Source organism: Lysinibacillus sphaericus, from assembly GCF_015844675.1.
In the GTDB taxonomy this organism is placed as follows: Bacteria; Bacillota; Bacilli; order Bacillales_A; family Planococcaceae; genus Lysinibacillus; species Lysinibacillus sphaericus_E.
The window spans coordinates 22,079-47,225 of record NZ_LDGC01000002.1; the positions used below are offsets into that span (position 1 = coordinate 22,079).

20 protein-coding genes, 2 riboswitches and 1 other annotated feature are annotated in these 25,147 nt (G+C 38.4%); of the genes, 9 read left to right on the plus strand and 11 right to left on the minus strand.

Features of this window, described 5'->3' with window-relative positions; genetic code table 11:
• Positions 1–217 precede the first annotated feature (217 nt).
• The 5 genes from ABE34_RS00115 to ABE34_RS00135 all read right to left on the minus strand — a co-directional run bounded on the left by ABE34_RS00115 (position 218) and on the right by ABE34_RS00135 (position 5,592).
• Positions 218–1,381: an alpha-hydroxy acid oxidase gene (locus tag ABE34_RS00115; protein WP_197139545.1), complete on the minus strand. Its 1,164-nt coding sequence runs from the start codon at positions 1,379–1,381 to the stop codon at positions 218–220.
• 13 nt (positions 1,382–1,394) lie between these two features.
• The gene (locus ABE34_RS00120) at positions 1,395–2,066 is read right to left on the minus strand and encodes a methionine ABC transporter permease (protein WP_197139547.1); all 672 of its coding nucleotides are present in this window, start codon (positions 2,064–2,066) and stop codon (positions 1,395–1,397) included.
• A complete protein-coding gene (locus ABE34_RS00125; RefSeq protein WP_197139549.1) occupies positions 2,059–3,084 on the minus strand; it encodes a methionine ABC transporter ATP-binding protein in 1,026 nt (341 codons plus the stop codon). Before ABE34_RS00125 ends, ABE34_RS00120 begins: the two co-directional genes overlap by 8 nt.
• 92 nt (positions 3,085–3,176) lie before the next feature.
• Positions 3,177–4,007, minus strand: a complete 831-nt coding sequence (locus ABE34_RS00130; protein WP_197139551.1) for a MetQ/NlpA family ABC transporter substrate-binding protein — start codon at positions 4,005–4,007, stop codon at positions 3,177–3,179.
• 88 nt (positions 4,008–4,095) lie between these two features.
• Positions 4,096–4,200: riboswitch (SAM riboswitch) on the minus strand.
• A 222-nt stretch (positions 4,201–4,422) separates the two neighbouring features.
• Positions 4,423–5,592: a pyridoxal phosphate-dependent aminotransferase gene (locus tag ABE34_RS00135; RefSeq protein WP_197139553.1), complete on the minus strand. Its 1,170-nt coding sequence runs from the start codon at positions 5,590–5,592 to the stop codon at positions 4,423–4,425.
• A 107-nt stretch (positions 5,593–5,699) separates the two neighbouring features.
• On the opposite strand from ABE34_RS00135, the gene ABE34_RS00140 reads away from it, so the two are divergent.
• Together ABE34_RS00140 and ABE34_RS00145 are read left to right on the plus strand one after the other, a co-directional pair.
• The gene (locus tag ABE34_RS00140) at positions 5,700–6,494 is read left to right on the plus strand and encodes a PhzF family phenazine biosynthesis protein (RefSeq protein WP_197139556.1); all 795 of its coding nucleotides are present in this window, start codon (positions 5,700–5,702) and stop codon (positions 6,492–6,494) included.
• A gap of 82 nt (positions 6,495–6,576) precedes the next feature.
• Entirely contained in the window at positions 6,577–7,371 is a 795-nt protein-coding gene (locus tag ABE34_RS00145; protein WP_197139558.1) for a carbon-nitrogen family hydrolase, read from the plus strand.
• A 65-nt stretch (positions 7,372–7,436) separates the two neighbouring features.
• On the opposite strand, the gene ABE34_RS00150 is transcribed toward ABE34_RS00145, so the two are convergent.
• Positions 7,437–9,005 (minus strand): PucR family transcriptional regulator, encoded by a 1,569-nt coding sequence (locus ABE34_RS00150; protein ID WP_197139560.1) that lies wholly within the window; start codon positions 9,003–9,005, stop codon positions 7,437–7,439.
• Between the two features lie 226 nt (positions 9,006–9,231).
• Between ABE34_RS00150 and ABE34_RS00155 the strand changes: the two genes are divergently transcribed.
• The 3 genes from ABE34_RS00155 to ABE34_RS00165 are packed head-to-tail and all read left to right on the plus strand — an operon-like array spanning position 9,232 to position 13,579.
• Positions 9,232–10,641 carry an amino acid permease gene (locus tag ABE34_RS00155; protein ID WP_197139562.1) on the plus strand — a complete coding sequence of 470 codons (1,410 nt, stop codon included), beginning with the start codon at positions 9,232–9,234 and terminating at the stop codon, positions 10,639–10,641.
• Positions 10,642–10,665: 24 nt separating this feature from the next.
• Complete coding sequence (locus ABE34_RS00160; RefSeq protein WP_197139563.1) at positions 10,666–12,195, plus strand: CoA-acylating methylmalonate-semialdehyde dehydrogenase; 1,530 nt, start codon at positions 10,666–10,668, stop codon at positions 12,193–12,195.
• 25 nt (positions 12,196–12,220) lie between these two features.
• Positions 12,221–13,579, plus strand: coding sequence for an aspartate aminotransferase family protein (locus ABE34_RS00165; protein WP_197139564.1), 1,359 nt, complete (start codon positions 12,221–12,223; stop codon positions 13,577–13,579).
• Positions 13,580–13,757: 178 nt separating this feature from the next.
• On the opposite strand, the gene ABE34_RS00170 is transcribed toward ABE34_RS00165, so the two are convergent.
• Both ABE34_RS00170 and ABE34_RS00175 read right to left on the minus strand, forming a co-directional pair.
• On the minus strand, positions 13,758–14,927 hold the full coding sequence (locus ABE34_RS00170; RefSeq protein ID WP_197139565.1) for an FtsW/RodA/SpoVE family cell cycle protein: 1,170 nt from the start codon (positions 14,925–14,927) through the stop codon (positions 13,758–13,760).
• 98 nt (positions 14,928–15,025) lie between these two features.
• Entirely contained in the window at positions 15,026–15,262 is a 237-nt protein-coding gene (locus tag ABE34_RS00175; RefSeq protein WP_197139566.1) for a hypothetical protein, read from the minus strand.
• Between the two features lie 321 nt (positions 15,263–15,583).
• On the opposite strand from ABE34_RS00175, the gene ABE34_RS00180 reads away from it, so the two are divergent.
• From ABE34_RS00180 to ABE34_RS00190, 3 genes are all read left to right on the plus strand, one after another.
• On the plus strand, positions 15,584–17,257 hold the full coding sequence (locus ABE34_RS00180) for a methyl-accepting chemotaxis protein (protein ID WP_241747123.1): 1,674 nt from the start codon (positions 15,584–15,586) through the stop codon (positions 17,255–17,257).
• Positions 17,258–17,602: 345 nt separating this feature from the next.
• Positions 17,603–18,556: an L-threonine 3-dehydrogenase gene (locus tag ABE34_RS00185; RefSeq protein WP_197139567.1), complete on the plus strand. Its 954-nt coding sequence runs from the start codon at positions 17,603–17,605 to the stop codon at positions 18,554–18,556.
• Between the two features lie 450 nt (positions 18,557–19,006).
• Complete coding sequence (locus ABE34_RS00190) at positions 19,007–20,632, plus strand: long-chain fatty acid--CoA ligase (RefSeq protein WP_197139934.1); 1,626 nt, start codon at positions 19,007–19,009, stop codon at positions 20,630–20,632.
• Between the two features lie 40 nt (positions 20,633–20,672).
• Here ABE34_RS00190 and trpB read toward each other — a convergent pair whose 3' ends face one another.
• The 3 genes from trpB to ABE34_RS00205 all read right to left on the minus strand — a co-directional run bounded on the left by trpB (position 20,673) and on the right by ABE34_RS00205 (position 23,338).
• Positions 20,673–21,836 (minus strand): tryptophan synthase subunit beta, encoded by a 1,164-nt coding sequence (gene trpB, locus ABE34_RS00195; RefSeq protein ID WP_197139568.1) that lies wholly within the window; start codon positions 21,834–21,836, stop codon positions 20,673–20,675.
• A 58-nt stretch (positions 21,837–21,894) separates the two neighbouring features.
• Positions 21,895–22,095: a binding site (T-box leader), on the minus strand.
• A 98-nt stretch (positions 22,096–22,193) separates the two neighbouring features.
• Positions 22,194–22,676 (minus strand): QueT transporter family protein, encoded by a 483-nt coding sequence (locus ABE34_RS00200; protein WP_197139570.1) that lies wholly within the window; start codon positions 22,674–22,676, stop codon positions 22,194–22,196.
• A gap of 6 nt (positions 22,677–22,682) precedes the next feature.
• Positions 22,683–22,727, minus strand: a riboswitch (PreQ1 riboswitch).
• A 356-nt stretch (positions 22,728–23,083) separates the two neighbouring features.
• Positions 23,084–23,338 carry a hypothetical protein gene (locus tag ABE34_RS00205; protein WP_197139571.1) on the minus strand — a complete coding sequence of 85 codons (255 nt, stop codon included), beginning with the start codon at positions 23,336–23,338 and terminating at the stop codon, positions 23,084–23,086.
• 549 nt (positions 23,339–23,887) lie between these two features.
• Here ABE34_RS00205 and ABE34_RS00210 point away from each other — a divergent pair.
• On the plus strand, positions 23,888–24,910 hold the full coding sequence (locus tag ABE34_RS00210) for an ABC transporter substrate binding protein (RefSeq protein ID WP_197139572.1): 1,023 nt from the start codon (positions 23,888–23,890) through the stop codon (positions 24,908–24,910).
• The last annotated feature ends 237 nt before the right edge of the window (positions 24,911–25,147 follow it).

The following is a 25,147-nucleotide window of genomic DNA, read 5'->3' on the forward strand; positions in this document are numbered from 1 at the left end:
GTTTAAGCATTACTTTTAAACCCTTTAAATAAAAAAAATATTTTTTTAATAATTACTGTAACTTTTATTAAACTTAATCGTACTAATTAATAGAATCTAAAACTAAGAGCAAAAATGATTAGTAAGATTCACTTTCGCGAAAAGACCAGGGCTCACTTTATTGCTGAGATCCTGGTCTTTTTGTTTTTGTTTCTAAGAAATATAGTACTCAAACAACTCAAACAACATCGATATCATTTTTAACTTCTTTTAGCAATGTGATATCACGTAGTCCCTTTATTGATGTTGCCCCCGCTAATGCGATAGAAACTTTTAATTCGTCATATAGATTCGTCATTACTTTTTCGACTCCTTGTTGTCCTTCTAATGCAAGTCCGTAGATGAAGGGACGACCAATGGCAACAGCATCTGCTCCTAACGCAAGTGCCTTAAGAGCATCCATACCGCGATACACACCGCTATCTAAAATAACAGGAATTCGTCCGTTTACAGCTTTCACAATGTTGGGAAGAGCATCAAGTGAGCCAATTACGCCATCCAATTGGCGACCACCATGGTTTGATACGATAATACCGTCAATGCCGTTTTCTATAGCTAATTTTGCATCTTCAGGATGTAAGATTCCCTTCAATAAAATGGGGAGATTTGAACGGCGTTTTAATTCACGTACATTGTCCCAATTTAATGTTGGATGGAACACATTTTGCAACACGCCCTGTACATAGGACTCAAATGAATCATCTGGTAAGGAAGCAGTAAAAACAGGGTCATTCATATAGTTTCCTCGTGCATATCCAAGCTTTAATGGTGAAAATTGATTGCGAACATCTTCTTCACGCCAGCCAAGCATGACTGTATCTACAGTTAAAACAATAGCCTCAAAACCAGCAGCCTCAGCTCGAGCGGCCATACTATAAGCAATTTCCTCATTTGTTGACCAATATAATTGAAACCATTTAGTAGCGGAGGGAGCTGTATGTGCCACATCCTCAAGTGCATAGCTTGAAACAGTACTTTGAATATAAGGGATTTTTAATTGATCAGCTGCACGTGCAACGGCAAGCTCTCCTTCGTCATGCGCCATTTTATTCATGCCAACAGGAGCAAATAAGAACGGCGTTGGATGTACTTTTCCGAACAGCTCAATCGATGTATCAATACTTGAAACATCATGTAAAAAGCGCGGAATAATAGAGTATTTTTCAAAGGCTGCTCGGTTATTTCGTAATGTTTGCTCACCCCCAGCACCTGAACGGATGTAGCCAAACGGACCAGCTTCCATTTTTTCTGCAACTGCCTTTTCTAAATCGGTAAAGCAAATAGGGAAGGGGGCTTGTGCTATAGTTTTTAACAGTAGATCGCTATGTGTTGTCTTTGTCATCGTAATCCTCCTACTAATCTTTCTTTAGTTTCGCAGCAAAGCGGTTACCTATTGATTGAATAATCTGAACAAGGATGATTAAGATAAACACTGTCGCATACATTACATCGACCTCATAGCGTAAATGACCGTAACGGTATGCGAGATCACCTAAACCACCAGCACCAACCATTCCTGCCATTGCTGTTGCTCCTATCAGTCCGATTGTGGCAATTGTTAAGCCTAAAATAATGGATGGGCGAGCCTCACGTAGTAAGACATTCCAAATGATGTAACGACGTTTAATACCCATTGCTGTATAAGCTTCCACAACACCTGGATCAACTTCCAAAAGTGCTGTTTCCATAAGTCGCGCAATATAAGGCGCTGTATAAACGACAAGCGGCACAATAACACCTTTTACACCAATAGTTGTGCCAACGATTATCTTCGTGAACGGTAAAATGAAAAATAGTAAAATAATGAACGGAACAGAGCGAATAATATTAATAAATAAATTAAAAAATTGATAGAGAAATTTATTTTCAAACGATTGCCCTGGGCGAGTTAAAACGATTAAAAGCCCTAAAGGGATACCGATTAAAATAGAAAAGAATAATGAAATCCCGACCATTTGGAACGTTTCGATAATAGATTTTCCAATAACATCTGACCAGTCTGCAAAGAAACTTTGAATGCTATTCATTTAATTCGCCTCCTAATTCCTCAACGCATACCCCGTTTTCTATAAAATACGTAAGTGCCTTTTCAACGATATGCGCCTCACCGTGTAGATGCACGACAATATTACCGACGATACCGTTTTTTAATTCAATGATATTGGCTGTTAAAATATTTGGTTGTACATCATACACTTTGCTCACTTCTGCAAGTAATGGTTTCCCGGTACTTTCACCAAGGAATGTTAAACGAATCACACTTCCTGAAACATTTAATTGCTTGATAAGGGAAGGCGATAAATTACGTTGAGAAATGGTATTTAAAAACTTACGTGTCGTTAAATGTTGAGGTTTCGAAAATAGTTCTATAGCAGAGCCGTATTCCACAACCGTCCCTGATTCAAGAACGGATACATCGTCGCAAATTTTTTGAATAACGTTCATTTCATGTGTAATGAGTAAAATAGTAATGCCCAGCTCACGATTAATTTTCAAGAGAAGCTCAAGAATAGCATCCGTTGTTTCAGGATCAAGTGCACTTGTTGCTTCATCACTAAGTAAAATCTCAGGCTCTTGGGCAAGGGCACGTGCAATAGCAACACGTTGCTTTTGCCCACCGGAAAGCTGACTAGGGTAGCTATCTAATTTCTCTGTTAGGCCAACAATTTCTGCATATTTTGCAACGCGGTTTTTCACTTCAGAATCATTATAGCCTAGAAGCTTTAATGGTATCGCGATATTGTTGTAAACAGTCGCTGTTTTTAAGAGATTAAAATGCTGGAAGATCATCCCGATTTTTTGACGTGTTTTGCGAAGGTCGTTTAAAGAAAGAGAAGTAATATCTATATTGTCGATCAATACTTTTCCTGTTGTTGGTCGCTCTAATAAATTAACACAGCGAATAAGAGTACTTTTTCCTGCACCGCTATAGCCAATAACTCCATGGATTTCACCTTTTTTAACATGCAAGTTAATACCATCTACTGCTTTGACGATACCTTTTTTAGTTTTAAATTCTTTTGTTATATTTTCTAATTGAATCATACGGTGATATCTCCTTTCTAAGCCCTTCTATAAAGCGAGAATCTGCTAGTTTTCGCAGATTCTCGATTGTATGAAAGGTCCTTGATCATCACTTACCAGCCTGGAATAACAGAACCTTTGAATTCTTCTTCAATAAATTTGCGTACTTCATCAGATTGATAAGCTTCAACGAATTTTTTGATTGTTGGGTCGTCTTCGTTTTCAGCCCGGACTGCAATGTAATTCACATAAGGAGAGTCAGTAGATTCTAAAAGGATTGAATCTTTTTTAGGATTAATACCAGCATCAAGAGCGAAGTTCGTATTAATAGCTGCTACATCTACTTCACTAAGCTGCTTAGGGATTTGTGCAGCCTCTAATTCAATGAATTTAAAATTCTTTTTATTTTCTTCGACATCGCGAATCGATGCTGTTAAGTCTGCACCGTCTTTTAATTTAATATAGCCTGCATCTTGAAGGACAAAGAGAGCACGAGCCCCGTTCGTTGGATCATTCGGTAATCCGAAAGTTGCACCATCAGGAACGTCATCGAATGATTTATATTTCTCAGAGTATATGCCTAGAGGATTTAAAATTGTTTTTCCGACTGGCACTAAATCTGTATTGTGATCTTTGTTAAATGTCTCGAGAAATGGCTTGTGTTGATAACTGTTTACGTCAAGATCACCCTCGGCTAACGATGTATTTGGTAAAACATAATCAGAGAAAGTTTTTAGTTCAACTTCTAAGCCATTTTCTTTGGCAACTTTTGCAACAACCTCTGCAATTTGTTCGTGTGGACCAGAAGTTACACCTACTACAATCTTATCTTCGTTAATAGCCTTACCTTGACTACCTTTATCTTCTTTAGTACCGCAGCCTACTAATGCTGCTACTAATGTGAGACTCGCTAAACCTAATAAAAATTTGTTTTTCTTTTTCATGAAACATACCTCCAAAGTTGTTTTATCGGTTTGTAAAAATAAAAAAAACCTTCTTATAAACTAAGAGAGGCTCATGAAAAAACGTCCTCTCTTATCTTTCAAACGATGATCGTTTGCAGGATTTAGCACCTTCCTTAAAAAAGGAGGTTGCCGAGCTTCATAGGGCCAGTCCCTCAGCTACTCGTGATAAGAGATTTATAATATTTTTTTGTAAATCCGATAGAACTAATATAAATTATAGGATATAGTAAGTCAATTGAATTTTTAAAATTTTTCATTTTATAATAATATTTAGTCGCAAAAGAATCCGCTAAAAGAAGGGGTGGAGCAACTAAAAAAATAGTGAAATAAAAAACTGTTCCCATAGCAAGATTAAGCCAATGGAACAGTTTTTCGGGTAGAGGGATTGAAATGTTCATGAGCTAAATAAGTTTAATTTTTCAATTCTGGTAATCGCTTCACGTAAGCGGTCTTCGCTAACAAGTAAACCAACCCGTACATAGCCTTCACCATATTGACCGAATCCATTTCCTGCAGCTACTGCGATATCAGCCTTGTCGAGCAATAAATCGGCAAATTGTTCACTCGTAAAACCTAATGGAACAGGGAGCCATGCAAAGAAAGAGCCTCTCGGTGCCGTTACTTGCCAACCAATTCGCTGAGCTTCTTCGATTAGGACATTTCGTCGACGCTCATAAGTCGCTCTTAGCTTGTCAGCGCAACTCTGAGAAGCGGTAAGTGCAACTGCCGCCGCTTGTTGCACTGCAGGGAATTGACTACAAAATAGATGATCTTGAATAAGGTTAATGGCTGCAATAATATTAGCGTTACCAACTGCAAAACCAATGCGCCAGCCTGCCATGTTATATGTTTTGGATAATGTATACATTTCGATGCCAACATCTTTTGCACCGTCAGCTTGCAAGAAGCTAATAGGTTTATTGCCGTCAAATCCAATCGCCCCGTAGGCAAAATCATGTGAGACGATCATGTTGTGCTCTTTAGCAAAGCATACTGTTTCCTCGAAAAATTCAAGTGTTGCAGTACCACCAGTTGGGTTATTCGGGTAATTCAAGTAAAGCAGCTTCGCCTTTTCTTTTACTTCATCGGACAAAGCATTATAATCAGGCAGGAAATGATTTTCTGCAAAAAGTGGCATGACTTCAAAATTTACATTCCCTAATACGGCACCTGATAAGTAATCTGGATAGCCAGGATCGGGTAACAGCATTGTATCACCGGGGTTTAAAACTGCTAACGGTAGCTCAACAAGACCAATTTTTGTACCACCGAGAATAGCTACCTCTGTTTCAGGATTAATGTCAACATTGTATTCACGTTTGTAGAAGTCTGCTGCTGCTTGGCGTAATTCTGCTATGCCACGAAATGGAGAGTATTTATGATTTTGAGGATTTTCTGCTGCCTCCTGTAATGCTTTAATAATGTGAGGAGGAGTGGGTTGATCTGGATTACCTTGACCAAGATTAATAACATCACGCCCTTCAGCTAGAGCAGTGTTTACCTTTTGCACAAGTGCTGCAAAAAATTGAGTTGGGAGTTGCTGTAGTTTTTTTGAGAATTCCATGCACGTCCACCTTTTTCAGAATATAATAATTATTAAAGATATGATGCACATCATATTACTTTTTTTAGTAATTGTCTAGAGCCCAATAGTATATGAGGTGAGGAAAATTGAACAAAGTTTCATATTTTATCGTCAACGCTTTTACTACAGAGCTTTACAAGGGAAATCCCGCGGCAGTATGTTTACTTAATTCAACAATACCTGAGTCGACTATGCAAAAAATTGCTCAGGAGATTCCTGTACCAACAACAGCTTTTGTCCAAAAGAAGGAGAATGATTTTTTTCTTAGATGGTTTACGCCAGCAAAGGAAATTCCGATTTGTGGACATGGAACAATCGCTAGCGCTTTTTTACTCTGGAAACAAGGGATTGTACCCGTCAACTCTTCGATTACATTCCAAACTTTAAGCGGTCCTTTGCAAGCGATTTGGGTGAATGAACTAGTTGAAATAACAATTCAAAAGTACCGGATAGAAGAGATTGAATGTCCTGTGGAGCTTGAAGATTGGCTTGGGTTGAAACCCATATATGTCGGGAAAACAAAATTGGATTATATAGTGGAGCTAAGTCACGAAGAGTATATTGAAGATTTCAAAGCTGATTTTCATGCGATGAATCAGTTCCCTGTACGTGGTGTTTGTATTACAAGTCGTTCTAAGGATGAGGGGATTGATATTGTCTCAAGATTCTTTTCTCCAGCACAAGGCATTGATGAAGACCATGTAAATGGTTCCACTCATGGTGTGTTAGGACCTTACTGGTGTGCAAAATTATCAAAAGAAAGCATTGTGAGCAAACAGCTTTCAAAACGTGGTGGTTTATTGTACGTTACACCTAAAATAAAAGATGTTGCTATTGCGGGTTCTGCAGTTCAAGTATTAAGTGGTGAAATAGTAATCTAAATATTGAGCTAAAACCATGGAAGTAAGGTTGTTTTAATGTAGTATAAAATATAGAAATGTACTGTCTAGAGGAGGAATAGCAATGAAAATCGGTTGTATTCAATTAAACGTAGGCTTTGGCAAAGTAGAAGAAAATTTTGCTCGCGCAGAGGACAAAATTCGTGAAGCGTCAAAACAAGGTGCAGAAATTATTGTACTACCGGAGATGTGGAATACAGGCTATGCACTTGAAAAATTACCGGAGCTTGCAGATGTGGGTGGAGAGCGTTCGAAAGCATTTTTATCAAACTTAGCGAAAGAGCTTGGCGTACATATTGTTGGAGGCTCTGTTTCAACGAAGAAGGGCGATAAATTTTACAACACGATGTATACGTTTGATAACAATGGTGAGTTAGTAGGTGAATATAACAAGGCACATCTTTTCCGTTTGATGGACGAGCATTTATATTTAGAAGCAGGGGATGAAATGGATCGCTTTGCTCTTGGTGATATCGAGGCTGCAGGGGTGATTTGCTATGATATTCGCTTCCCAGAATGGCTACGTGCTCACGCTTTAGAGGGCGCAAAAGTATTGTTCGTACCGGCACAATGGCCGACGCCACGTATCGATCATTGGAACACGTTGCTGCAAGCACGTGCCATTGAAAATCAATGCTTCGTGATCGCTGTTAATCGTATATCAAGAAAAGTAGAAAACTTTAATGGTCAATCAATGATTATTCAACCGTGGGGCGAAGTGCTTTGGGTTGGTGCAGAGGACGAGGAAGTAGCTGTCATTGACGTAGACTTTTCGATTGTCGATGAAGTACGAGGCAGAATTCCAGTTTATGACGATCGCAGACCAGCATTATATAGTGGAGTAGTTACCGAAAATTAAAATCTGATAGCACGCTCATAGTGACTTTGAGCGTGCTATTCATGCAACACCGCTTATCAATGCTGTTAGTTTTTATCCTCAATTAAAGAATTAGCGAGCAACATAAATTCAAGCGTAATCCGATTATGCCCCTTCATGAAATTTTTCCCTAAAAGACTTTCAAGCTTTTTTAAACGATGGTAGAGCGTTTGGCGTACGATGAACAGTTGGTTGGCAGTTTGTTGTTTGGAGCCGTTCGTTTGCAAGTATACTTGCAGCGTTTCTAATAGCTTACTATTATATTTTTTGTCGTATTCTATAACGGGCTGTAAATAATCATGAATCACTTCCTGCAAATTTACTTGCATCTGTAGTTTATAGATGAGGTGATACAAATGTAAATCATCATAAAAATAAGATGTAGTTTGTACTTTACTGCAAATATACAATGTCTCGAGTGCGGTTTGATAACTCTTCGGTATTTCCTCTACGTCTGCAACGACTTTGCCAATGGCTACTTGATAACCTTGAACTAGTTGTTTTTTATAAAAATCGGTTTTCTGCAAGGAAGAAACTAATGTATTTAATAATTCGCGACTCGATTTACTATCTTTCTTATGAAGTAAAATAAAAATGACATAGCTTTTTCTTTCATATAGAAAGGGTATAAATCCATTTTGCTCAAAAAGGTTTCGATAGTAGAGCTTACTGTAGACAACATCCTCTTGTACTTTAGAGACTGCATTAGGCATTGCTAACATAAAAACAGCTCCGCTAGAAAGCTTATAGTTAGAATGATAGGTAACGATAAATTTATAAATTTCCTCTTTCGATAGTTTTTGATCGATCCAATCCCCTAAAATAGAGGCATCTTCAATGTCCCTTTTCTCTTCAATATAAAACTCTCTCATTAACAGCTGCGCCAAGGCAGTAGCTGTACGATCTAAAATAAGTAATTCGAACTCTGAGAAAAGACCATCCTCTCTATAGAGCGTTAAATCTGCATAATGCTGGTCAAAAATAAAGATAGGCTCATTTTTAAATACGGGTGCTGATTTCTTCAGCGTAACTAGTTGCTGGCGCTTAGTATGCGGCATATTTGGAAAAAAGATAGCCTCTCGACCTTTAATAGAAAAGATAATTTGTGTCTTCAATTCATGATACATATTTTGTAAAATTTCTTCAGCGTTTTGCCCTAATAGAGCATTTTTATTTAATGTTTGAGAATAGGATTCTAAAGTAGAAATCATTAAATATTGTTGATTCATAATTTGACTATGTAAATCTTGTGTAATACGGACGAAAGGAACCGTGTCATGAAAAACGATGATAGGGAAGCTGTGCCGGTTAGCAAGAGCTACAATCACTTCCGGGATGGTCTGTATGGAAGTCCCGTATTCAATGCATAATGCTGCACAATTTTTCTCGATTAAGGATTCTACGAAAAAGATAAAGTTTTCGATGCTGTGCTGAAGGCTAATCCCTGTTGTTAAAACTAATTCATCACCAGCTAGAAAATTATCTACTTGTATAATTTCAATGACATGAGCCCACTTTACAATTCGTAATAAACCGTCCTCACCAGCTACGACCTCCGCACTTTGGAAGTATGTGTTTTCTAATACATCCTTCACTTGAAGCTTAAATTGACTCATGTTACCCTCCATCCTTTTAACGTAGAAATTTTTATAGTTTTCTCATTGGTGTATTACTTTTGCTGAAATTAACTTAAAAATTATATTTTTAGAATGTTTAGTCTATTTTACATTATGTTTAAAACAAATGCATAGAATTTTACAGTTTGTCTATACCTTCGTTTCTATGTAACATGTAAAATTTTTGTAAGCGGTAATCCAATCTAATAAAAGAGGTGAGCTGAATATGGAGCAACAAACGCATTTACAGAGAGGGTTAAAGAAAAGGCATATGACGATGATCGCGATTGCGGGGGTTATCGGAGCGGGTCTATTTATGGGAAGTGGCTCAGTAATTAACCTTGCCGGCCCTGGCGCAATTTTATCTTATATATTTGCGGGCATTATCGTTATTCTTGTCATGCGAATGCTTGGAGAAATGGCAGCTGTCAATCCAACAAGTGGGTCTTTTGCGCATTATGCACATGAAGCCATTGGTCCGTGGGCTGGTTTTATGATTGGTTGGCTATATTGGTTTTTCTGGGTTGTTGCCATTGCTTTAGAGGCAACTGCAGCAGCTGCAATCATTCAATATTGGTATGATGGGATTCCTTTATGGTTACTAAGTCTTTTATTAACTGTCGCACTTACTTTAACAAATGTCATTTCCGTAAAAGCTTTTGGTGAATTTGAATATTGGTTCTCTCTTATTAAGGTTGCGAGTATTATAGCTTTTCTTGGACTTGGGGCATTTATTATCTTTGGTATCGCACCTAATTTTAATGCAGTAGGTACTGCTAATTTGATTGGTGAGGGTGGCTTTTTACCGAATGGGTTTGGAGCTGTCTTGATGGGGGTAGTTATTGTTATTTTCTCCTTTATGGGAACAGAAATTGTGGCCATTGCGGCAGGGGAATCGGACGAACCGTTTGCAGCAGTGACAAAAGCTACGAATTCAATTACTTGGCGTATTTTGATTTTCTACGTGGGGTCGATAACGGTAGTTGTCACATTATTACCTTGGCATTCCTCGGATATTTTAACAAGTCCCTATGTAGCAGTGTTGGATTACATCGGTATCCCCGCAGCTGCACAAATCATGAATTTTGTTGTTTTAACAGCGGTTTTATCGTGCTTAAACTCTGCGCTTTACGCTACATCTCGAATGGTATTTTCTTTAGCGGAGAAGGGGGAGGCCCCGAAGGCATTTTTGAAATTAAATAAAAAGGGTGCCCCTGTTAATGCCATTTTAACAGCGACATTCTTCTCTTATATTGCTGTTATTATGAACTATGTTTCACCAGATAAAGTGTTTATGTTTTTACTTAGTTCATGTAGTGCAATTACATTGATTCTTTACTTAATCATTGCATTTTCACAATTAAACATGCGCCGGAAAATAGAGAAAGAGAGCCCCGAGTTATTAAAAGTGAAAATGTGGTTATTTCCATATTTAACGTATTTCACAATTTTGGTTATAACAGCATTACTGATCGCTATGTTCTTTATTGAATCGATGCGTTCGCAAATTTTATTTACATGCATTGTAGTGGCAGTAGTGATGATTTTCTACTTAGTTACACAAAAGAAAAAGTCGCCTAAGCCGGTAGATGAAGCTAGCTCTATTTTCCAAAAGGAAGAGTTGGATTTTGAATAACTATAAACGAGGAGTGGGGAAATTATGACAGTTCAGCAAAAAATGAAAACATTATCACATTTTATTAATGGTGTTGAAACAGCAGGTACTAGTGGTCGTTACGCAGACGTGTATAATCCAACAACAGGAGAGATCATTGCGCAAGTTCCGTTAGCAACTAAAGATGAGGTGAAGCAGGCTATCCAGCTAGCGAAGGCAGCATTTCCTGCATGGAAAAAGACATCGGTTGGCAAACGGGTAGAGGTTTTACATCGTTTCCGTCAGTTATTAGTAGAAAAACAGGATGAGCTCATTGAAGTCATTTGTGAGGAAAGTGGGAAAACGAGAGAAGATGCAAAGGGCGAAATTGTTCGTGGTATTGAATCCGTAGATATGGCAATAAGTGCCCCGCAAATGCTAAAGGGAGAATACTCGGTGAATGTAGGCGGCAATATTAATGCCTTCTCTGCAAAAGCCCCACTTGGAGTTGTTGCTACAATTGCTCCATTTAATTTCCCTGTTATGGTGCCACTGGCAATTACAAGTATGGCGGTTGCAGTAGGAAATGCAGTGATTTTAAAGCCATCTGAACGTGTGCCAATCTCGGCATTATATTTAAGTAAGTTATGGAAAGAGGCAGGACTGCCAGATGGAATTTGGACAGTCGTGAATGGTGATAAAGAAGCGGTTAATGAACTGCTTGAAAGTAAAGAGATACAAGCAATTTCATTTGTTGGATCCACACCTGTTGCAGAATATATTTATCAAACAGGGACGAAGCACAATAAACGTGTCGCTGCATTTGGTGGCGGGAAGAACTTTATGATTGTCATGCCGGATGCAAACCTAGAGCAAACAGCTAATGCCTTTTTAGGTGCAGCATTTGGAGCGGCGTCTCAGCGTTGTATGGCCATTTCAGGAGCAATCGTCGTTGGGAAAGATACGGAGCAGCGCTTTACAGAAATATTAAAGGACAAAATCTTGAAATTAAAGGTTGGTCCATATACAGATGGCGAGGTAGATTTTGGCCCAGTTATTACGCAACAATCAAAAGATACCATTCTTCGATATATCGATGGTGCTGTTGAAGAAGGGGCTAATCTTGTAACGGACGGCCGAAATCCGAAAATATGCGAAACGTCTAAAGGCTTTTTCCTTGGACCGACATTGTTAAATAACGTAACTCCACAAATGACTATTTTTAAAGAGGAAGTTTTTGGCCCTGCGCGTATTGTTGTAGGCGTCGAATCCTTACAAGAAGCTATTGATTTAATTAATGACCACGAACTTGGGAATGGTGTCACGATGTTTACGAGCAGCGGTTCGGCGGCGCGTAAATTCCAGGAAGAAATTGAAGTAGGAATGGTAGGTGTTAATGTTCCGATTCCGATTCCAGTTGGCTATCACAATTTTGGAGGATGGAAGCGCTCTAAGTTTGGTGAAGGGCATATGTTTGGACCAGACCAAGCACGATTCTTTACGAAAGCGAAAACGATTTCTGAACGCTGGCCTGATGAAACAGAGGATACGACAAGTTCATTTGCGTTTCCAAGCAATAACGATGGGACTAAGTGAAAATAACATAAAGGGGTGTATAGATATGGTTCAAGTAAATCTTAAAAGTGATATTTTAAAGAAAGATGAACAATATGTATGGCATTCAATGAAACCTTATAATCCACAAGCAACCTATGTTGTGGAAAAATCAAATGGTGCGAGGATCGTTGATACAGATGGCGTTGAATACATCGATGCAATGGCAGGTTTATGGTGTGTAAATGTAGGCTATGGACGCAAGGAATTAGCAGATGTTGCCCATGAGCAAATGATGAAAAACGCCTATGCTCCTTTATCGCAGGGGCATTTACCGGCAGTTGAACTGGCAGAGAAAATCAATGAAATGCTTGGTGGAGATTATGTTATTTTCTTCTCTAATAGTGGGTCAGAGGCTAATGAAACTGCATTTAAAATTGCACGTCAGTATCATCAACAAAAAGGAGAAAGCTCTCGCTATAAAATCGTTTCTCGCTACCGTGCCTATCACGGGAATTCTTTCGGAGCATTGGCTGCGACAGGGCAAGCGGAACGCAAATATAAATATGAACCATTATCTCCTGGGTTTATTCATGTAGCACCACCAGATCAATATCGAGAACACGAAAGTGATACACTTGCTCCAAAGGATTTAGCAAGCGTAAAGGCTGTCGATAAGACGATGACATGGGAGCTAAGTGAAACAATAGCCGCGATGATTTTAGAGCCGATTATTACAGGTGGGGGCGTCATTATGCCTCCAGAGAACTACTTAAAGGGCATTGAGGAAATATGTAAAAAACATGGAGCATTAATGATTGTAGATGAAGTAATTTGTGGCTTCGGTCGAACAGGTAAGCCATTTGGATTCATGAACTACGACGTTAAGCCAGATATTATTACGATGGCCAAAGGGATTACAAGTGCTTATTTACCATTATCAGCTACAGCGGTAAAACGAGAAATTTATGAGGCATTCACTGGCTCAGATGCATACGGCTATTTCCGCCACGTCAATACATTTGGTGGATCACCAGTCGCATGTGCAGTCGCATTAAAAAATATTGAGATTCTTCAGCAAGAAGCATTATTTGAAAGATCTACTGAGGTTGGAGCTACTACCCTTCAAACACTTCAGCAAGCATTAGGTAATCATCCGAACGTTGGGGATGTTCGAGGCAAAGGCTTATTAATGGGCATCGAGTTGGTGTCAGATAAAACGTCGAAGGAACCTTTACCAGTAGATAAAGTAAATGCTATTATTGCTGCATGTAAGGAGCAGGGAGTTATTATAGGTAAAAATGGTGCAACTGTTGCAGGCTTTAATAACGTAATAACATTATCTCCACCACTTAATATTGTACAAGAAGATCTCGATACGATCATAAAAGTCGTGATTGATAGTATTCATAAAGTGCAGGCATAATATAAAATTTAAAAGTAAAGCTGTCTCTAAAGTCGTAAAAACTTTTGAGACAGCTTTTTGAATGTCTTATAGCATAAGAAAAGCAAGGCGCAGTAGGAGTATGAACAAAGCTCCCCCCGTTAGGAATAACAATAATAAGATTCTCTTTTTTAAAGTATCGTTCATACACACCGTCACCTTACTCTTTTGTTGTTTTAAACATGTAGCCGCTATATGAATTATAGATAATCATCACAATACCCATTAACATGAAATTGGAGATGAGCGAACTGCCGCCATAGCTTAAAAACGGCAATGTCATACCTGTTACAGGTAAAAGTCCAATGGTCATACCGATATTTTGTGTAATTTGGAAAGCTAATAAACTGGCAATACCCGCTCCCATCAGCGTCATAAATGGGTCCTTTGCTTCTACAGTAATAAGAACAATACGGTAAATAACAAAGAATAAAAGAACAATAACAAATGCCCCTCCGACGAACCCAAGCTCTTCAGCGATGTTTGCAAAAATGAAATCTGTATGCTTTTCCACGACATAGACATCATTGTTCATGTAACCTTTTCCGGTAAACTGTCCTGAACCAATTGCCGAAAATCCCTGTCTTGTTTGAAAAGATGAGTCCGGATATTCATTAGGCTGCAACCATCCATAAATGCGAGAAATTTGATGCCCTGATAATTTATTTAAAATTTTATCTGTAAAAAAATTATTGAATTTTACATAAAGAATAACCATAACGCTGAGAATTGATACTGGGATAGCTGTGAAAATGATTAGCAATTTTCTTTGTATACCTGAAAAGAAAAGCATCGGTACAATCATCGACATATAAAGCATGACCATGCCCGTATCAGGTTGCTTGTAAACAGCAAGCGTAGGTGGAAGAGTGATAACAGCGATGATTAAGAGTAGCCACATATCCGTTAAAAAGGTAGGGCGCACATATTTCTCTCGATGTGCAACAATAACCTTACTGACGACGATTAAAAATGCTAACTTTAAAAACTCTGATGGCTGAATGGATCCTAACACAGGAATATGGTACCAACGTTTCGCTTCGTTGATAGTGCGGGCTATACTTTCGGGGGCAATGAATAAACCAAAGGTTAACAAGACCATCGCCCAATAAAATGGCCAGCCTATTTTTTTTAGCTGCTCAATATCAAGCGTTGCTACTCCATACATAATGAAAAATCCGATTAGGTAATAAAAAAGCTGCTTTATAATGAACGAGCTTGTATACTGCTCAAACACCGTGCTACTGGAATGGACAAAGAGACAACTAATAATACCGAGCAATGACAAACTAATGACTAAATTTTTATCTAACTTATTGAACTGTAACATTCAAACACCCCCTTTTTTGATCAACTTCGCCTTGTTGTAATTGTTGCTGTCGCTACGTTATCACTGCGCTTTCGTACAGAAAATAATTGTTGCTGTCGCTACGTTGCACTGCGCTTTCGCACAGAAAACATTGTTGCTGTCGCTACGTTATCACTGCGCTTTCGCACAGAAAACATTGTTGCTGTCGCTACGTTATCACTGCGCTTTCGCACAGAAAACATTATTGCTGTCGCTCCGTTATCACTGCGCTTTCGCACAGAAAACATTGTTGCTGTCGCTACGTTGCACTGCGCTTTCGCACAGAAAACATTGTGGTGTAACGTATCTGCATTCAACTCACTACCTTTCGAAAGAAGAGTTTTCTACTGAATGAAGATAAACCAACTATTAATAGGCGACGATTGGTAGGAATGGAAGGTTGCAGGGGAGTGAGGCCCTTCACCGTAATGTGGAGGTAATTTTCGAATCGAATGGGCGTGTTCCTAAAGGTATTTGATGAGGACTAAATTCACGTTAACTCGAGGAAGATTTGCGCCTATTATAGTAGGAGTAATGGGATAAATTTCACAACTATTCGCGAAATCTTTACAAAAACAAAACACTAGCTTTATATCTTCATACTATTATTATTGGTAAGAGTTGGAGAAGGAGAATAGATGATGCGTTTTTTTCGATACATAATGTTGAAGGACAAGCTACTTGTACTGATGATTGTTTGTGTACTATCGAATGTATTGCTAGGTATTTTTAGTGTTGATTATTTACGGAAAATGTCTTGGCATGCAAGTGAAAGCTATACAGAGGGACTTGTGCCGATTGGATGGTTAAATGAACTAGAGGAGTCACAACGACAATTAGATTTTATAGTGGGTTCAGCTGGGGCTTATCGAGAAATGTCTAGCATTTTAAAAAATGCTGAGCAGCCTTTAAATCATTTAGAAAGTGTAGAAATCGATAAAAAGATGAACCATCAGATGAAGAAATTGAAGACCTCGCTAGCACAGCAAGTAGACTTGATTGATCGCTATAAGCAATTGGGTCACAATGAACAACAATCATTTTATGCGCAGTCGTATTTGCCTGTAAGCCAGCAAAGTCATTCATTATTAGAAGAAATTCAAAACTATTTGGTTCAGAGGGCTACGGAACAGCAACAGACATATCAGAAAGATGTGCAATTTGGTTATTGGCTATTAGGCGGAGTATGTTTATTTGTTGTTTTGCTAGTCATCTGTATAGGATTTATAGCAACAAAAGCTGTGAATATACCAACGCGTCAATTGAAGTCATTATTAAAGCGTGCAGAGCAGGGTGACTTCACCGCGAATGCTAGTTATGTGGCACAGGATGAGCTTGGTGAAGTCGTATTGTCTTACAATCAAATGACCACAGAGGTGAAAAGACTACTTCACACAGTATCAAATAGTGCGCATGAGGTTGAAGAAATGACTGGGAAACTGCAGCAATCCTCCGAGCAATCGTCTAACACGACACATAAAATCGCAAAGGATGTGCAGTCCATTTCAAATTCAACAGCTGCTTCTACTGAAAAATTAGCTTCCAATACAGCATCGCTAGAGGAAGTGCTAAATGGTGTACAAGTGATTTTAGAAAAAGTACAGGTTGTTGAAAACTTTGCTCATAAAACTGCACGGGATGCAGAAAGTGGTACGGAAATTGTACAAGCAAATTTAACACAAATACAAGCTATTAAACGTGCTGTTGAAAAATCGAATACTGCTATTTTTAATCTTGTAGAAAGAGCAGCTACAATCGATCAAATGGTTGAGGTGATTGAAAAAATTACAGCGCAAACAAACCTCTTAGCCTTAAATGCATCTATTGAGGCTGCTAGAGCAGGAGAGCACGGTAAAGGATTTGCGGTTGTGGCCAATGAAGTACGAAAGCTTGCGGAGCAGACAGTCCACTCAACAAAAACGATTACGTCCATCGTACAAAATATTCATTTAGATTCTAGCTATGCTGTGCAAATGATGGATGGAGTGTTAGTTGCAACTGAAAAGGGCGTACAGGTTACCGGGGATACAGCAACAAGCTTTGATCAAATTTTAGAAAAAATACATACAATGAAGCCGTATATAGTGGAAGTATCTGCAACCGTTCAAGAAATTGCTAACCATACGAAAAAAGTGAGTGATGATGCGGCAATGTTAACAGCATTTTCGAATACAAATGCAGCATCAACTAAACATGTAGCTACTTTAACAGCTGATCAGTTAACCGCGCAGCAGCAATTCCATGATTATATTAAAGAGCTGCATAAGGTATCGAAAGTTTTACAAATAGCCGTGAAGCGTTTCTCGATTTAATAAGAACAAAAGGACCTTCTTTGGATACGAGGGAGGTTCTTTTTTTGGCAAGTAAGGGCAAGGATTATTTCAATGTACAATGCTATTATAAGAAATGAACAAATGTACTTTGTGAGTGTACATATGTATTTTGTTTGTTTGTCTAGCACAATATTTTGTAGGGCTCATATACTGATAGAAAAGGGTTTTTACTGTCTATCTTTCAAAATTCTAAATATTATGGTTGTATTTTTAATATGAACAAATTATAATGATAATCATCAGAAATGTTGTTAAATCAGTGTTTGTTTATATACAGGTGTACTCTAGAAAAGTACAATTGTTCACAGGTGGAGGTTTGGAGAAATGGAAAAGATAATGGTTACAGGTGCACTAGGTCAAATAGGTTCTGAGCTTGTAGAAAAACTTCGTAGTATTTATGGAGAGGACAATATATTAGCGACAGATATCCGGAAGCTTGAGCATTCTAAAGGTCCGTTCGAAGTATTGGACGTGACAGATGGACAAAGAATGCATGATTTAGCGAAGGATTTTGGTGCAGATACAATGATGCATTTAGCGGCGTTATTATCAGCAACAGCGGAAAAAAATCCGTTGCTCGCGTGGAATTTAAATATGGGTGGTTTAATGAATGCGTTAGAAGTTTCGCGTGAGTTAAACTTGCAATTTTTCACGCCGAGCTCAATAGGCGCGTTCGGTCCGTCGACACCGAAGGATAATACGCCACAGGATACATTACAGCGTCCAACAACAATGTATGGGGTAAATAAAGTTGCTGGTGAGCTATTATGTGATTATTATTTCGATCGTTTTGGTGTAGATACCCGTGGTGTCCGCTTCCCAGGGTTAATTTCATACGTAACTCCTCCAGGAGGTGGAACGACAGACTATGCAGTAGAAATCTTCTATGAGGCGATCGAGCAAGGAAAGTATACGTCTTATATTCAAGAAGGTACGTACATGGACATGATGTACATGCCAGATGCATTGCAAGCTATTGTAGATTTGATGGAAGCCGATAGTAGCAAACTAATCCATCGCAATGCCTTTAATATCACTGCAATGAGCTTCGAGCCATCTGAAATTGCGGCGGAAATTAAAAAGCATTTGCCACATTTCCGTATGGATTATCATGTAGATCCAGTACGCCAAGCGATAGCGGATAGCTGGCCAAATTCTATAAATGTAGAAGCAGCACAAAAAGAATGGGGCTTTAAAGCACAGTATGACTTAGCAAAAATGACAGTTGATATGCTAGAAAAATTAAAAATAAAACTACAAACAAAAGCTTGTTCATAAAATAAATAATCCTAAAAATCGGACGAAGAATTTAATTTCTTCGTCTTTTTTATTTTGACGGGTAAATTATTAAAGTTTGGGATGACATTTAGTAAACGTATCTATACGTTTTCGCGCAAAAAACATCTGTTGGCCCGAGACCCTGCAGCGCAGCGAATGTTTTCTGTGCGAAAGCGTAGTGCTAACGTAGCGACAGCAAATGTTTTATCTGTGCGAAAGCGAACCGTCAGCCAAAGCGCCAAGCCGGAACGGAAATCAACCCACGTTATGCTGATGAGTTATTTTAGAAAAACTTAACAATAAAAAGAAAATTATTGGAATATATAGCGTAATTTATAATTTTCCAATATAATCATATTCAGAATATTAATAGTATTCAATTAAATAAACTATTAATTTTTCACAAAGGTAAAAAAGGGAGTTCACAAGAAGAGGGGATGGATGGTTTTTATGATGCAGACGCCGTTAGTATTAACAAACTTTATTAAACGAGCAGAAAGCTATTTTGCTAGAAAGACTATTGTTTCACGTACGAGTCCACAGAAGATTCACCGTTTAACATATGGAGAATGGGCGAAAAGAACGCGTCGCTTAGCGGATGCGCTCACAAAGCTGGGGATGATAAGAGGAATGAAGGTTGGCTCCTTTGCTTGGAATCAGCATCGCCATTTAGAGGCATATTTTGCGGTGCCATGTTCCGGCGCTATTTTGCACATGGTGAATATTCGTTTATCAGAAGAGCATTTAATTTATATTATTAATCATGCAGAAGATGAAATTTTAATGATTGATGTGGACTTGCTACCAATCATCGAAAACATTGCGCCTGAGCTTAAGACAGTGAAACATTATATTATTATGACGGACGAAGATACTTTGCCAGAAACGACATTACCGAATGCCTTATCCTATGAGGATTTATTAGCAGCAGCAGATGAAAACTATCAATTCCCAGAGGATATAGGAGAAGAGGAGCCTGCTGGAATGTGCTATACAAGTGCTACAACAGGAAATCCAAAGGGGGTTGTATATTCACATCGAGGTCTAGTGCTACATAGTATGATGCTGAGTATGTCTGATTCAATGGGCATTTCTGAGCGTGATGTCGTGATGCCGATTGTACCGATGTTTCATGCAAATGCATGGGGCCTACCATTTGCTAGTGTCAATGTAGGCGCTACACAAGTATTGCCTGGTCCACAATTCACATCAGCAATCATATTGGATTTAGTAGAGCAGGAGAAGGTTACATTAACAGCTGGGGTACCGACAATTTGGATTGGTGCGTTACAGGAACAAGAGAAGCATGAGCGAGATATTAGTTCGTTACGTGCTATTTGTTGTGGCGGGTCAGCTTCACCAACTCGACTTATTCGTACATTTGAAGAGCAGTATGGCATTCCGTATATTGTCGTGTATGGAATGACTGAAACTACTCCAATTGTAGCGTTATCAAATTATATGTCTTGGATGGATGAATGGCCTATTGAAAAGCGTATTGAATCGCGAGCAATGCAAGGAATGACGATGGCTGGTATTGAATCGAGTATTATCAATGACAATGGGGAAGTACCGTGGAATGGAGAGACGATGGGTGAGTTACGTTTACGAGGTCCGTGGATTTCACACGAGTATTATCGGGATGAGCGTACGAATGATGCCTATCGAGACGGTTGGTTATATACAGGGGACATTGCGGTACGAACAGAGGATGGCTTTATCAAAATAACAGATCGTACGAAGGATTTAATTAAGTCGGGTGGGGAGTGGATATCCTCGGTTGATTTAGAAAATGCATTGATGACTCATGACGCTGTGCTGGAAGCAGCAGTTATCGCAATTCCGCATGTCAAATGGCAAGAACGCCCGTTAGCTTGTGTAGTATTGAAGGAAGGGATGTCAGCAAGTGAAGGGGAGCTTCTTGCATTTTTAGAAAGCCAGTTTGCAAAATGGTGGGTACCAGACGATGTGGTATTTTTAGACGAAATTCCAAAAACATCAGTTGGAAAGTTTCTGAAAGCTAAGCTTCGAGATAATGTAGCAGAAATTTATCCGAAATTGGGTACACTCGTATAGTTAAAAGAGCGATTTCCATTTGCGGAAATCGCTCTTTTACTTATCTATTTAGCATTTGAAATACTTGTTCAACGTCTTTGTCTCCACGACCAGAGATATTGATAATAATGCTCTCTTCCGGAGATAATGTTGGCGCAAGCTTAAGTGCATGAGCCACGGCGTGGGAGCTTTCAAGTGCAGGAATAATGCCTTCAATCTTTGATAGCACTTGGAATGCTTCGAGCACCTCTTCATTCGTTACCGTTACATATTCTCCACGACCAATTGTTTTTAAATAGCTATGCTCTGGACCAGCTCCAGGATAATCTAGTCCAGCGGCAATCGAATAGGTTGGTAATGGATTGCCTTCTGCATCTTGCAGTACTAAACATTTGAAGCCGTGTAATTCACCAGGTGTTCCTTCATTTAATGTGGCAGCCTTATCTGGCTCAATACCAATAAGGCGAACGTTTTCATCTGCAATATACTCAGCAAACGCACCGATCGCATTACTACCACCGCCGACACAAGCAAGTACTGCTGCTGGTAGCTTGCCTTCTTTTTCTAAAATTTGTTCGCGACTTTCACGGCTAATAACGGATTGGAAATGCTTCACCATTGAAGGGAATGGGTGAGGCCCAACAGCAGACCCTAGTAAATAGAAAGTCGTCTCATAGTTTTCTACTAAATCAGCAAATGCTTCATCCACTGCATCCTTTAGTCGCCCTTGACCTTTATCAACAGCTACTACCTTTGCACCAAGAAGCTCCATACGGAAGACGTTTAATGCTTGGCGCTTAGTATCCTCTAAGCCCATATAAATTGTGCAATCCATCCCGAACATTGCACAAGCAGTTGCTGTTGCCACACCATGCTGACCTGCACCTGTTTCGGCGATAACACGATTAGCACCCATGCGCTTGGCCAATAAAATCTGTCCAAGAACATTATTAATTTTATGTGAACCAGTATGGTTAAGATCTTCACGTTTTAAATAAATTTTTGCGCCACTTAATTGTTTTGTTAAATTTTCAGCAAAATAAAGTGGAGATTTGCGCCCAACATATTCACGGAAATAATAATCTAGCTCTTCATTAAAGTCTTCATCGTCTTTATATTTTTGAAAGTTTTCATCTAAAATACTTAAAACATTTTGAAGCTCATCGGGAACAAAGCTACCGCCAAATTCACCAAAATATCCTTTTTTCTCTGCTACTGTACTCATCTTCTCTCGACTCCTCTATCTAATTTTTCCATAAAAAAAGCCACTACAATCCTTCTATAAAAAGGACGAGTAACCGTGGTGCCACCTTCATTCGCAATAATTGCGCGCTTTCGTACTCCGATAACGGGGAGTAAATTCGTCCTCACATTTGATGAGGCTGCTCCAAAGCCCATTCACAAGTAGGTACTACTGATTTGCACCAACCATCAGCTCTCTTTAAGTACTAGCACTTGCTACTATTCTTTTTCCTAGCATTTATTGAAATGAATTGTAGAATATTTTCAGAATATTGTCAAGGTGTCTTCCAAGAAATAAAAAAAGACGAATCCAAAAGATCCGTCAATTAAAATAAATAAATTAAATTAAATTTTTGAAATTTAAGCGTTTGTTCAATACATACATAATCGGTGCACCAACCGCTAAGACAACAAATTCACCTGCAGCAACAGTTAACCATGTCCAGAAGAATGGTAATTCTAATGCTAAGTTTAATTCAAAAGCAATGATGAACATCGTGCAAGTAAATAACAATGTATTGATGATTAAACGTGCCCAAATATTTTTGACAAATTTACAAATAAGAATGAACAACCCAATGGTAATCATCGAATGGCCTACACCGAAAACTAAATCGTAGATGCCAAGTGGTGAAAAGAGGTTAGAGATGAATACACCAATAATGATTCCAACGGCAAAGCGTGGATTAAATGCAACTAAATGGTTAAATGTTTCCGATATTCGAAACTGCACCTCTGTAAAGCCAAATGGCGCGACTAATAATGTAATAGCGATGTAGAGTGCTGCAATAATGCCACTCGTTGCTAAAAATTTTATTTTCATATTTATTTCTCCTTAGTTTTTTTACGTGGGATGGTTACGAACCACGTGAAGCAAATGCAATCATATCAATGTTCATGCTTATTTGTAAATAGCTACGTGTGAAAAATTATAGTACTAACGATAATAATTTGATCTTGTTCAAAGTTTTTTAATGACAATGCCTATGAAAAGGGGCTTGTGCACTTACTAGAAAATTATGCAGAAATAGCAGATGAAAAGTAAATTCGAAAGTTAGAAAGCGTGGAATCTGTCCGGTCACTTGTTAAAACAGTACTTTTAACAAGTGACCATTTCAGTAATTTAAAACACTGGGGCAATGGTGAATGGAGGCTCTATTGATTGAAAATGGACGCACAAAATAGTGGGGAATGAATATATCCAATGACTACGAACTGCACTTTTAGAAATTACTCCTCTAACGTATTTTTTATTTCTTCTATTTCAACAATTAAATCGTTAACTTGTTTCTTGAATTCATCTGTATATTCTAATTCTTCTTCCATTTCTTTTGTATACTCTAAGGCATTTAGGGTGAAATCCAAAGCAAATACAAATAGACTGTCACATAGATTAGAAATGATTGTATCAATATTTCCTGTAGTTGCATTTTGATGTTCTTGTGAATAAGAAGGTTGATTTAAATCGATTTTATCATTATTCATGGTATCCTCCTTTTTAGGAACGGCACTACTCTCATATGCATCATATGCATTAAATGTAAAAAGGGGGACTAAAATAAACGTTTTCTGTAGATCACCAGGGGGAAGTAATACGAGAGGGGGATTCTAAAGCAATCGCGGGTTGTTTTTATTTAGCATTTCAAGACGTTACTCAAAGAAGTTGGCTAGTAGTAAACTTGAAAAAGTAAGAGCGAATTAAACCTGTTTTGAAGTCCTGACATTTTCATTGTCAGGTTTTTCAGTTTTTACATATATTACTTAAAAATTATCTGTCAGAAAAATAACTTCGCTAAATTGTAAAAAAAATTTTTGTTATGTTAGAAAAAGAAATCAAATTGGAGAAACGGCGTAGTTTAGCGGTTTAAAGCGACAAATTGATTGGAAAGAAAAAATATTTTGCTGGGATTAATAGTCAGAAGATTCATAATGTTGTTGACGAACCTTGCTAATAGCGATAATATAGCGATACGTTCACACTTCGCTTGGATAAAGTGTGATAAATATCAGAGATCAAAATCGGGGGGATTATTTGTGAAAAGCAATTTAAAAAAGCTTTCGTTCCTGTTATTTGGATTAGTTTTAATGCTTGCTGCTTGTGGTAGCGGTGGTTCTAGTTCGTCGGATTCGAAAGGGAACGAAACGAATAATGCAAGTGAGAGCGGCACGACAGATGATAAAACATATAAGATCGGGATTACTCAAATTGTGGAGCATCCATCTTTAAATGCTGCAACTGAAGGTTTCAAAAAAGCGATTGAAGAATCTGGCTTAAAAGTAGATTATGATCCACAAATAGCACAAGGGGATAACAGTCTTAACACGACGATTGCAAACAATCTAGTAAGTGCAAACGTAGATTTAATCTTTGCGAATTCTACGCCGTCTGCACAAGCGGCAGCAACAGCAACTAGCGATATTCCAATTATCTTTACTTCTGTAACAGATGCTGTTGGTGCGCAGCTCATTGATTCTATAGAGAAGCCAGGGAAAAATGTAACAGGAACAATCGATTTACATCCTGATACTATTTCGAAAACAGTGGCGTTCTTAAAGGATTTGGGTGCGAAAAAAGTAGGGATGGTTTACAACGCTGGTGAACAAAATTCAGTAGCGCAAGTAAAAGAAGTGAAAAAAGTGATGGATGAGCAAGGCTTAACAGTGGCTGAGGCATCTGCGGCTACGTCTGCAGAAGTAAAACAAGCTGCTGAATCGTTAATCGGAAAAGCTGATGCATTTTATATTATTACTGATAATACAGTAGTTTCGGCACTTGAGTCTGTCATTGATGTAGCGAATGCTAATAAATTACCATTAGTTGTAGGAGAGCTTGACTCTGTGGCACGTGGCGGCTTAGGTGCATATGGTTTTGAATATTTTGACATCGGATATGAAGCAGGGCAAATGGCTGTGAAGATCCTAAAAGGTGAAGCAACTCCTGCTGATATTCCAGCTCAATATCCACAAAAGCTAAAACTATTAATCAATAAAAAAGTAGCAGATGATTTAGGAATCAACATTAAAGATTCTTGGGGTGCGGAGCTTTTAGAAAAGTAATGACCTGACATGATCATCTTATAGAGCGAAGCGGGGGAGAACTAAAACTGCCCCCGCTTTATCTACTTTTTAGAATGAAAATTGCTTTTATTTATTAGGAAGAATCACCGCTCTGTCTGTGGATAGAATAAATTTAAGGATGATGTATTGACCTAATTAAGGTGGGGTAATCCTTTCTAGTTTCATCTTATTAGAATACTAAAGATTATGGTTCATTTTGAACGTTGAATGTCATGT

What these genes read in the sequence shown, in the direction of transcription:
- ABE34_RS00115 (WP_197139545.1), bottom strand. Translation starts at nt 1,381, where the DNA reads ATGACAAAGACAACACATAGCGATCTACTGTTAAAAACTATAGCACAA.
- ABE34_RS00120 (WP_197139547.1), bottom strand. Translation starts at nt 2,066, where the DNA reads ATGAATAGCATTCAAAGTTTCTTTGCAGACTGGTCAGATGTTATTGGA.
- ABE34_RS00125 (WP_197139549.1), bottom strand. Translation starts at nt 3,084, where the DNA reads ATGATTCAATTAGAAAATATAACAAAAGAATTTAAAACTAAAAAAGGT.
- ABE34_RS00130 (WP_197139551.1), bottom strand. Translation starts at nt 4,007, where the DNA reads ATGAAAAAGAAAAACAAATTTTTATTAGGTTTAGCGAGTCTCACATTA.
- ABE34_RS00135 (WP_197139553.1), bottom strand. Translation starts at nt 5,592, where the DNA reads ATGGAATTCTCAAAAAAACTACAGCAACTCCCAACTCAATTTTTTGCA.
- ABE34_RS00145 (WP_197139558.1), top strand. Translation starts at nt 6,577, where the DNA reads ATGAAAATCGGTTGTATTCAATTAAACGTAGGCTTTGGCAAAGTAGAA.
- ABE34_RS00150 (WP_197139560.1), bottom strand. Translation starts at nt 9,005, where the DNA reads ATGAGTCAATTTAAGCTTCAAGTGAAGGATGTATTAGAAAACACATAC.
- ABE34_RS00155 (WP_197139562.1), top strand. Translation starts at nt 9,232, where the DNA reads ATGGAGCAACAAACGCATTTACAGAGAGGGTTAAAGAAAAGGCATATG.
- ABE34_RS00160 (WP_197139563.1), top strand. Translation starts at nt 10,666, where the DNA reads ATGACAGTTCAGCAAAAAATGAAAACATTATCACATTTTATTAATGGT.
- ABE34_RS00165 (WP_197139564.1), top strand. Translation starts at nt 12,221, where the DNA reads ATGGTTCAAGTAAATCTTAAAAGTGATATTTTAAAGAAAGATGAACAA.
- ABE34_RS00170 (WP_197139565.1), bottom strand. Translation starts at nt 14,927, where the DNA reads ATGTTACAGTTCAATAAGTTAGATAAAAATTTAGTCATTAGTTTGTCA.
- ABE34_RS00180 (WP_241747123.1), top strand. Translation starts at nt 15,584, where the DNA reads ATGATGCGTTTTTTTCGATACATAATGTTGAAGGACAAGCTACTTGTA.
- ABE34_RS00185 (WP_197139567.1), top strand. Translation starts at nt 17,603, where the DNA reads ATGGAAAAGATAATGGTTACAGGTGCACTAGGTCAAATAGGTTCTGAG.
- ABE34_RS00190 (WP_197139934.1), top strand. Translation starts at nt 19,007, where the DNA reads ATGATGCAGACGCCGTTAGTATTAACAAACTTTATTAAACGAGCAGAA.
- trpB (WP_197139568.1), bottom strand. Translation starts at nt 21,836, where the DNA reads ATGAGTACAGTAGCAGAGAAAAAAGGATATTTTGGTGAATTTGGCGGT.
- ABE34_RS00200 (WP_197139570.1), bottom strand. Translation starts at nt 22,676, where the DNA reads ATGAAAATAAAATTTTTAGCAACGAGTGGCATTATTGCAGCACTCTAC.
- ABE34_RS00205 (WP_197139571.1), bottom strand. Translation starts at nt 23,338, where the DNA reads ATGAATAATGATAAAATCGATTTAAATCAACCTTCTTATTCACAAGAA.